At 55.5% G+C, this 8,901-nt stretch carries 8 protein-coding genes; all 8 read left to right on the top strand.

Features of this window, described 5'->3' with window-relative positions; translation table 11 throughout:
* The coding region (locus VFN25_RS16645; protein WP_325143942.1) for an OmpA family protein at positions 1-659 on the top strand (659 nt) is incomplete at its 5' end.
* Between the two features lie 378 nt (positions 660-1,037).
* A complete protein-coding gene (locus tag VFN25_RS16640; protein WP_325143940.1) occupies positions 1,038-1,268 on the top strand; it encodes a YdcH family protein in 231 nt (76 codons plus the stop codon).
* 212 nt (positions 1,269-1,480) lie between these two features.
* Positions 1,481-2,851: a pyridoxal-phosphate dependent enzyme gene (locus VFN25_RS16635; RefSeq protein WP_325143938.1), complete on the top strand. Its 1,371-nt coding sequence runs from the start codon at positions 1,481-1,483 to the stop codon at positions 2,849-2,851.
* Between the two features lie 100 nt (positions 2,852-2,951).
* Positions 2,952-3,974, top strand: coding sequence for a DUF4214 domain-containing protein (locus VFN25_RS16630; protein WP_325143936.1), 1,023 nt, complete (start codon positions 2,952-2,954; stop codon positions 3,972-3,974).
* 34 nt (positions 3,975-4,008) lie between these two features.
* Entirely contained in the window at positions 4,009-5,187 is a 1,179-nt protein-coding gene (locus VFN25_RS16625) for a PLP-dependent aspartate aminotransferase family protein (protein ID WP_325143934.1), read from the top strand.
* 314 nt (positions 5,188-5,501) lie between these two features.
* On the top strand, positions 5,502-5,747 hold the full coding sequence (locus VFN25_RS16860) for an integrase core domain-containing protein (protein WP_414648989.1): 246 nt from the start codon (positions 5,502-5,504) through the stop codon (positions 5,745-5,747).
* Positions 5,748-5,864: 117 nt separating this feature from the next.
* Positions 5,865-8,033 (top strand): hypothetical protein, encoded by a 2,169-nt coding sequence (locus VFN25_RS16620; protein ID WP_325143932.1) that lies wholly within the window; start codon positions 5,865-5,867, stop codon positions 8,031-8,033.
* A gap of 165 nt (positions 8,034-8,198) precedes the next feature.
* Positions 8,199-8,846: a class I SAM-dependent methyltransferase gene (locus tag VFN25_RS16615; RefSeq protein ID WP_325143930.1), complete on the top strand. Its 648-nt coding sequence runs from the start codon at positions 8,199-8,201 to the stop codon at positions 8,844-8,846.
* The last annotated feature ends 55 nt before the right edge of the window (positions 8,847-8,901 follow it).

Raw genomic sequence — 8,901 nt, 5'->3', positions numbered from 1 at the left:
AGCGCGAGCACAGCCGCCTGCAACTGGCTGCTGCACGCAATGAAGCCGAGCAAGCCAGACGTGAGCTCGATCAGCAACGTCTGCTCGCTCAAATCCGTGCTGAAGAGGCCCAGCGCCAAGCTGAAGAAGCCAGAGCGCGGGGTGAGGAGGAAACCGCTGCGGCGCATGAAGTGGCTGACCAGGCCCAGCGCCTGGCAGACGCCCAGGCGCGGGAAGCCGCGTTGGCACGCAGAGAGGCTGAACTCGCCGGTGCGGCCGCGGACGCCCTGCGGACGCGAATCAATACCCTGCAGGCGACGCGAGGCTCGCAAGGCATGCAAATGTCGCTGGACGATGTGGCTTTCGCACCTGGGCAATCCAGCCTTCGTGCCGAGGCCAGTGAATCGCTGGCCAAGGTGGTCGAATTCGTACGTCAGGATCCGGGCAAAACGATCCGCATTGAGGGACATACCGATTCCACCGGTAGTGCCAATGCCAACCAGGTACTTTCGCAGAAGCGTGCCGAGGCGGTTCGGGATGCCCTGGAATCCGCAGGTATTGACGCTTCACGAATGATTGCGGTTGGCGTCGGCTCGGAACGGCCGGTTGCCTCCAACGCGACCGCAGCGGGGCGCGCGCAGAATCGGCGAGTTGATATTATTCTTGTTGATAAACAATGACTTAACGATTTCTTTTCAATCGAGATCAAGCCTGTATGGCGGTTGCCAAGGGGTGCTTGAAGGAGTAGCTTCTAAATCCCATGCGACCCGGTGTTTCTCTGGAACCCGCATGGGATATGCCTAGCCCATGAGTTCAGCACAGAAGACCGTTCATCCAGCGCTATCGGTCCCAGCCGGCCGATACGCACGGTCGAGTGCCTGGCAGTGGCGCCCGCCCGTTTCGCAGCCCGATAGCGATCCGAGAGCTGACCCCATCGGTTCTGGCGGCCTGATCCCAGGCCATCGTGTTTTGTTCCATCGTCCCCGCAACCCCATGACGCGACGCCATCCCGGTGTCGCGTCATGGTGTCTGCATTTCCGAAGCAACGGAGGTAACTGATGTTCGAACAAGCTCAGCGAGAAGATCTGGAATCCTTGATGCAAGACAACACCGAATTCCGCCAGCTTTACCACAAGCACAGAAAGCTCGACAGCAAAGTTCGCGACGCCGAACTGGGCGTGCTGCCAATAGATGTCGTCACTCTGCAGACGATGAAGAAGGAAAAGCTTCTCGCCAAGGACAAGCTCACTCACATGTGGGCAAACATGCACGATTCTTCCGCACACTGACGCAACCCGAATCGCGCCGCTGAACGTCTCCGACGCAGCGGCGCGATTTTTTGTATAGAGAAATCTCGTAAGAGTACCTTCAGGCGCGATGCTTTTCCCTTCTCCACTCGGGAGAAGGGGCTGCCTCTTCGCCAAACCTGCTCCTTCGCAGGAATCAAAAATCCACCCTGGGTTATCATTCCGCGATCCCCTGATAGCCGCGCGGAGTACGCATGTCGATCCATCAATCTGTCCTCGAACTGATCGGCAACACGCCGATGGTCCAGGCCCAGCGCCTCGATACCGGAAGTTGCGAGTTGTTCCTCAAACTGGAGTGCAACAACCCCGGTGGTTCGATCAAGGACCGCATCGGTCTGAGCATGATCGAAGCGGCCGAGCGCAAAGGCCAGATCAAGCCTGGCGATACCCTGGTTGAAGGCACCGCCGGAAATACCGGCATCGGCCTCGCCCTGGTTGCGCAGCAGAAAGGCTATCGGCTGATTCTGGTGGTTCCGGACAAGATGAGCCGCGAGAAGATCTTCAATCTCAAGGCGATGGGGGCCGAAGTCATCCTGACCCGATCCGACGTGGCCAAGGGTCATCCCGAGTATTACCAGGATCTCGCTGCACGTATCGCCGAAGAAACGCCGGATGCCTATTTCATCAACCAGTTCGGCAACCCGGACAATCCGCTCGCCCACAAGCTGACCACCGGCCCCGAAATCCTTGAGCAAATGGGCGGCAAAGTCGATGCCATCGTGTTCGGCTGCGGCTCTTCCGGAACCATGACCGGACTGTCGCAATACTTCGCCGAGCATTCGCCGGATACCGAATTCGTGCTCGCCGATCCGGTCGGTTCGATACTCACCGAATACATCAACGAGGGCACCCTCTCCGACAAGTCGGCAAGCTGGATGGTCGAAGGCATCGGTGAGGATTTCCTGCCCGATATCAGTGATTTCTCGCGCGTTGGCAAGGCCTACGCAATCAGCGACAAGGTGAGCTTCCTGACCGCCCGCGAATTGCTGGAGAAAGAGGGCATCCTCGGCGGATCATCGACCGGTACCCTGGTCGCCGCCGCACTGAAATACTGCAAGGAGCAGGTCGAGCCCAAGCGCGTTGTCGTTTTCGTCTGCGATACCGGCAACAAATACCTGTCGAAGATGTACAACGACTACTGGATGCTCGACAACGGCTTCCTTGAGCGCGAAACCCACGGTGATCTGCGCGACCTGATCCTGCGCCCCTACTCGATGCGCGATACCGTCGTCGTCGCCCCGAAGGACCTGCTCGTCACCGCCTACAACCGCATGAAACTGTACGACGTGTCGCAACTGCCGGTCATGGAAGGCGACGCCATCGTCGGCATCCTCGACGAATCCGATGTGCTCATGCACGTCTACGCCGATGAGGCGAAATTCCGCGATCCGGTATCAACCGCGATGGTCAGCCGCCTCGACAAACTCGATCTGAAATCCCCGATCGAAAGCCTGCTGCCGGTTTTCGACGCCGGCCATGTTGCCATTGTCATGGATGGCGAGAAATTCCTCGGCCTGATTACACGGATTGATTTGCTCAATTATTTGCGGCGGCGGGTTCAATAACTGCCTGAAGCGAACCACAGACCGTCACCCCAATGAGCAATCTCCGCTCTGCGAATCAGCTCAACAATGTCCAATTCGAAAGGTTGGCTACGACCCTGCCGTGACCATTCTCAAAGCCACCGAAGAAGATATTCGATTCGCCTATCGGCTTCTGCTCGGGCGTCAACCTGACCCTGCTGGTCTTGCGCATTTTTCAGCGCTGCTTCGAGGTGATGGGATCTCGCCCAAGGATCTGGCGGAACACTTTATGCAGTCGCCTGAGTTTTATAGTGCGCATCCTGGTCTGTTCAAGGATATTGGGAGCTCCTCCACACCTCCAGACTCGCCAATTCGATTGACTTGCTCTCCGTGCACGATGGAGGCGATTGATAGTCCGGTATTTAGATTTTGGGCAAATCAATTGAAAGACTTGCCGGGCAGGCCGCATCGAAAACTTTGGGAATGGTGCTTTATCGCGCAGGCGTTGTACGAGCGGAATGTGCTGCGAAAAGGCTCCAGAGGCCTTGGTTTTGCAGTTGGACAGGAGCCATTGACTGCCCTTTTTGCGTCACGCGGCTGCACGGTTGTTGCTACCGATCTCGATCAGCATTTGGCGAACAGGGAGGGATGGGTAGAAGGAAATCAGCATGCGGCTGGTTTGGAACAACTCAATATGCGTGGAATTTGCCCCGAAGAAACGTTGAGGAATAATGTTTCCTTCAGATCGGTCGATATGCGCGAAATTCCGACTGACCTGAGAGGCTTCGATTTCCTCTGGTCGTCTTGCGCGCTCGAGCATCTTGGCAGTCTCGAGAACGGCGTCGATTTCGTTGAGAGTGCGATGAAATGCCTCGTGCCGGGTGGTATTGCAGTCCACACTACAGAACTAAATTGCGATTCGAATGATGAAACGATCGAAAAAGGCCATGATGTCATTTATCGGCAGCGCGACTTGCTTCGGCTCGTCAAGACACTGGAACAACGTGGCCACCGAGTTTCTCCGATGAATTTTTCCCTTGGAAAAACGGAATCAGATTTGTACGTGGATGAAGTGCCGTACAAGGGAATGCCACACATCAGACTTCGCATCGGAAAGTTTTCTTCGACGTCATTTGGACTCATCGTAATTGCCGGGGATTCTTGATATGCAAGTCGACCTCAAACTGGAAGTACTTTGAATGAAAACCAATCGAACACAGAAAAAGCCTGCAACCTCAGGTTTGGGTACCCGCGCCATCCATGCCGGCCAGAGCCCTGATCCATCGACAGGCGCGATCATGACGCCGATCTATGCCACCTCGACCTATGTGCAGAAGAGTCCGGGCGTACATCAGGGTTACGAGTACTCGCGCTCGCAGAACCCGACGCGCATTGCTTACGAGCGCTGCGTGGCCGATCTGGAAGGTGGCACCCAGGGTTATGCCTTCGCCTCAGGCCTGGCCGCCGCAAGCACGGTGCTCGATCTGCTCGATTCGGGAAGCCACATCATTGCCATGGATGATCTCTATGGCGGCACCTATCGCCTGTTCGAGCGCGTGCGCAAGCGTTCCGCCGGACTCGATTTCAGCTTCGTCGACCTCAACGACATGGCGGCGGTAAAGGCCGTGCTGAAACCGAATACACGCATGATCTGGGCGGAAACGCCGACCAATCCGATGCTCAAGCTGGTCGATCTGGCCAAGCTCGGAGTCTTTGCGAAAAAGCACGGCCTGATCCTTGTTGTCGACAACACGTTCTGTTCACCGATGTTGCAGCGGCCGCTGGAATTTGGTGCGGATTTGGTCCTGCATTCGGCGACCAAATACATCAACGGTCACTCCGATATGGTTGGCGGAATCGTTGTCGCTGGCGAAAGCGCCGAGCTCGCCGAGCAGATGGCTTTCCTGCAGAACTCGGTGGGCGCGGTGGCCGGACCATTCGACTCATTTCTGGCTATGCGTGGCCTGAAAACCCTGCATCTGCGAATGCGCGCGCACTGCGAAAGTGCGATGTTGATCGCCCAGTGGATGGAAAAGCACCCGGCGATCGAGCGGGTGATCTATCCGGGCCTCAAATCGCATCCGCAACATGCGCTGGCCAAGCGCCAGATGGACGGCTTCGGCGGCATCATTTCAGTCGAGATCAAGGGTGGCCTGCGCAAATCCCGCCGCATGCTCGAACGATGCAAGCTGTTCGCACTTGCCGAATCACTCGGTGGCGTCGAAAGCCTGATTGAGCATCCGGCGATCATGACCCATGCCTCGGTGCCGCCCGCCAATCGCAAGAAGCTCGGCATCAGCGACGGACTTGTCCGATTGTCGGTCGGTGTTGAAAACGTTGAGGATCTCAAGGCCGAGCTTGAAGCGGCATTGTCCTGACCACTGAATCGGCGCCAACCAAATCAGGGCGCGACTTTGAAGATTGTGTTGAAAGGCCGATGGTAACCGAGTTTGGATGAAGGGCTCGCCCTAGGACCCCAAGGCGCCTCTGAGCAAGTCGCACAATCGTCAAAACATCAGTCTGCGTGCGGATCGCGGCACGCTGACGCAGACAGGCGTTGCCTAACCGATTATTTGTAAAGGGAAAGGTGGCGCCAGGAAGGCCTCCCAGTCGCACCGCGCGGCTTGCCAAGGCAACCAGCCATCGCTTCGTCTCGCAGCTCAACTGGCAGGCCTTCTGAACGCCAGGACGGTTGTGCCACTTGTTCAGAGGCTCCCTGGGTAGGCCAGGAAGCCCGCATCAGAACGCCACATCGAATACTACAGTCGAACTGTTCACCACGATTGCGGCGCAACGTCTGTCCGAATCGATCGGTCAACTGCAGCTGTCGGAAGCACGATGGCTGTGGATCTACAATCACGAACGACCCACTACGGCCATCGGCGGCATCACCCCTATGCAGAAACAAGTCGCCATCGGCCCATGGCTTCACTTCTGAGGTCAACTTGAAATGGGGGCTGTCGTGTAACCCGGTGGGCATGTGCGGAATAATGGAGGTCGGACTTGCACCGCCAAGTGATATCTATCGAGCAACTTAAAAAATGGATTAGGACAAATGCGTTCAACACCAGCGGATTCAATTACAACTTCTCGGTCTGCCATATTGCCCGCAGCGATAGTTGCACTTGCTTTTCTTGGATCCATCGCGGCGATACGCTTCGTAACGCTGGATGATCGCTGGTACGCGGCGTGGGTATGGCACGATTCCTGGATTGCCACGGCCCACCAGATTGCGGTCGCCCATGGAAGGTTCCCCAAGGCATCAACTTACACTTACTTCTTCCCTTATCTTTTCGATAGCCAATATTTCCAGGCTGGAGTACGACTAGGGACAATTCTTCTGAGTGCGCTGCTTGCCGGAAATTTACTGCGGCGGATCTTGCGTATTGAAGGCGCTGGGGTTTTGTTTGTACTGCTTTTCTTTGCGTTCGCCCAAAATAGTTCAGGTCACAATCTGTACGTGGCGTACCCATTTGCCTGGGAATTCTCATGGATATGCTGGATGGCCGGGTTGCTTGGACTGATGGTTGCCATAAAGCGACAGTCGATATCGTTCGCTTTGGTGGGAGCGGCCATCTGGCTCGTTGGGTTGCAGGAAGGCTTTGTTCCGCAGACGTTTGTTTTCCTCATTGTCGCCCTCGTGGCCGACAAGGCAGGACAAAAACGATGGCGATATCTCGCCCCCTATGCCGCCGGTCTGATCACGTGGCTGATCATCTGGCTGATTTGGCGCTTGGCATATCCATCCAATTACGATGGGTCGCAACTGCGACTTGACGCTTCGATTGGGAGTATTTCGCACACGATTGTGACGTACAGCATTGGTGGCATGCCTCTGGCAACGCTGCTGCAAGGGGACTGGCACCTGAGCTGGAACGCGATGAAAGAGAGCGTCGATGTTCTTTCAATCATCAAGGCTGTTGCAGCTTCAATTGGGGTAATGCGGATACTTGATCTTTTGAAGCGCAGAGGAGAGCCTGAAAGCTACTCAAGAGTCGTTTTCATCTCGATTGTTTTGCTGGTAATGGCGCTTGTTCCGAATGTTCTTATCGGATTGACTCCAAAGTACCAGGAATGGGTGCGGCTGGGCTCTCATGCCTACCTATACAGTCACTTTTCCTATTTCGCGTGGATGGCGTTGACCTCAATTTTCTTGCTGGTGATTTACCATCGCTGGCCGTCAAAAGCGCTGATGATCTTCTTCGCATTGGCAGCTGGCGGCGGTTCACTTATTACCGACGCTTCAAATTTTGACGTGAGTCGGGTGCAGGAGCAGTTTGGGCGCAGATGGGAGACGATGGAAGCACTATTGAATTCCGAAGCTTTCTCAAAGGTTCCAAGCACTGCTGCAATCTGGATGAGGGACTCGAGTATCAGTGGGAGCGAGTCTGGCGATGCCGAGTATTGGCAGTATGTTGTTGAAGCAAGAACTGGAGCAACTCTTGTATTTACGCCGGATCTGGATGCTGCACGCAGGGCTCCTGGCGGTGCTTATTATCTATACATCTATGACGAGCCAAAAGCCGAGAATCAATACGTGGTATTTGCTCCGCTGAAGGCGCCCGTGAGTAGTGACCTTGCAATTGCAAGTAACGTTTATATTTTCCCAAATTCCGCCAATTCTTTGATCCGGGCCGGCGGAGTGCTCTCTTGTGTTCGAACTGCTTGCGTAGGATCCGCCAATGCAAACGGTCGACCATCTCCCGCATTGTTCGCGTCTTCGTTTTCCGTATCCGCAGGTATCAAGCCGGATGCCTTTGGAGTTGATGTTGTGGAAGTTGCCGTCTCTCCGGGTACTGAGGTCGAGACCCTTTGGGTGAATTTCGCCAGAAATCCAGTGATCTTGAATACGCCAATCTCCGTTGTTCCTGGGATTGGCTTTTACGGGTGGGAGGACAATGGAACGATTGCGTGGAACTGGGGAAGCCTTGACTCAGAGTTGGAGATTCGAAACGAGCTCTCATATCCAATGTCACTGGTTTTGGAATTCACGATTGTCGTGGGCGACTCGAGATCAATAGTGGTAACGAGCGAATCGGGCCTTGAATCGGTCACATTGAAACTGGATCCAGAGCATCCTGGATTTGTCAGCTTGCCAGTGGAAGCAAACGCAGGCGTGACAATCGTAAAGGTGCATAGCACCGGGCCGGTATTGCACGATGAGGGTGCTCGCAAGTTGGCGTTTCAATTGCGCGATCTGGGATTGCACCGCAAGAACGAGTAGAGGTGATTTCGCTTTCAGGTTGCGGACACGAGTTTCGAATCTTCACAATAAATTCAAGCGACTCACAGGACATCCATGAGCAAGGTAAATCGTTGGTCATCAGACGCATATCCCAGCGAGTACAGAGAAACAGTCAATAGCTCGATCGGATTCTCCGGGCTGGGTATGGATATGTTCGCCATCGGCAAGATGGCCGATGCTCTGGAGCTGATCGATGGTTTTTCTCCGTCATCGACCACTCAGTCAATCTGCCTCGATATTGGCTGCGGGATTGGTATATCGCATCCTTTGATGGCGCCCCATGTGGGCAGCTTGGCTGGTACTGATGTCTCAGGTGAGGCCATCGAAACGGCACGCGCGGCGAATCCGGATGTTGATTACCGCATCTACGATGGTGAGCGATTGCCCTACGATGACGCCTCGTTCGACTTCAGCAGCACGGTCTGCGTGATGCACCACGTACCTCCCGCGCAATGGTCGACGTTTGTCGCCGAGGCCTTTCGGGTAACCAAACCGGAGGGCTTGTTTGCAGTCTATGAGCACAATCCGATCAATCCGATGACGCGCTGGGCGGTGTGGCGCTGTCCGTTTGATCACGATGCTGTGCTGCTGCGTGCCAGGAGGACGCAGGCGCTGTTGCGTGAAGCGGGATTCGAGATCGTTGTCCGACGCTATCTGTTTTTCGTGCCGATCGATCGGTCTTGGGCGAGACGCTTCGACAAGCTGCTGCGCTGGTTGCCACTCGGTGCGCAGTATGTTGTTTGCGGGCGTCGTCCTCGGGCGAACTCAGCCGGAACGCAGAACCCATCTTGATAGCAGGAATGTCACCGGGATAGTCAGGATCACGGCGAATCCAAGGGCCATCCAT

The sequence above is a fragment of the Dokdonella sp. genome, from assembly GCF_035703485.1.
Taxonomy (GTDB): Bacteria; Pseudomonadota; Gammaproteobacteria; order Xanthomonadales; family Rhodanobacteraceae; genus Dokdonella.
This window is presented reverse-complemented; position numbering and strand designations above follow the sequence as displayed.

Bases quoted from the DNA above. Each gene is read 5' to 3' on its own strand.
- VFN25_RS16640 (WP_325143940.1), top strand. From the start codon at position 1,038: ATGTTCGAACAAGCTCAGCGAGAAGATCTGGAATCCTTGATGCAAGAC.
- VFN25_RS16635 (WP_325143938.1), top strand. From the start codon at position 1,481: ATGTCGATCCATCAATCTGTCCTCGAACTGATCGGCAACACGCCGATG.
- VFN25_RS16625 (WP_325143934.1), top strand. From the start codon at position 4,009: ATGAAAACCAATCGAACACAGAAAAAGCCTGCAACCTCAGGTTTGGGT.
- VFN25_RS16620 (WP_325143932.1), top strand. From the start codon at position 5,865: ATGCGTTCAACACCAGCGGATTCAATTACAACTTCTCGGTCTGCCATA.
- VFN25_RS16615 (WP_325143930.1), top strand. From the start codon at position 8,199: ATGGATATGTTCGCCATCGGCAAGATGGCCGATGCTCTGGAGCTGATC.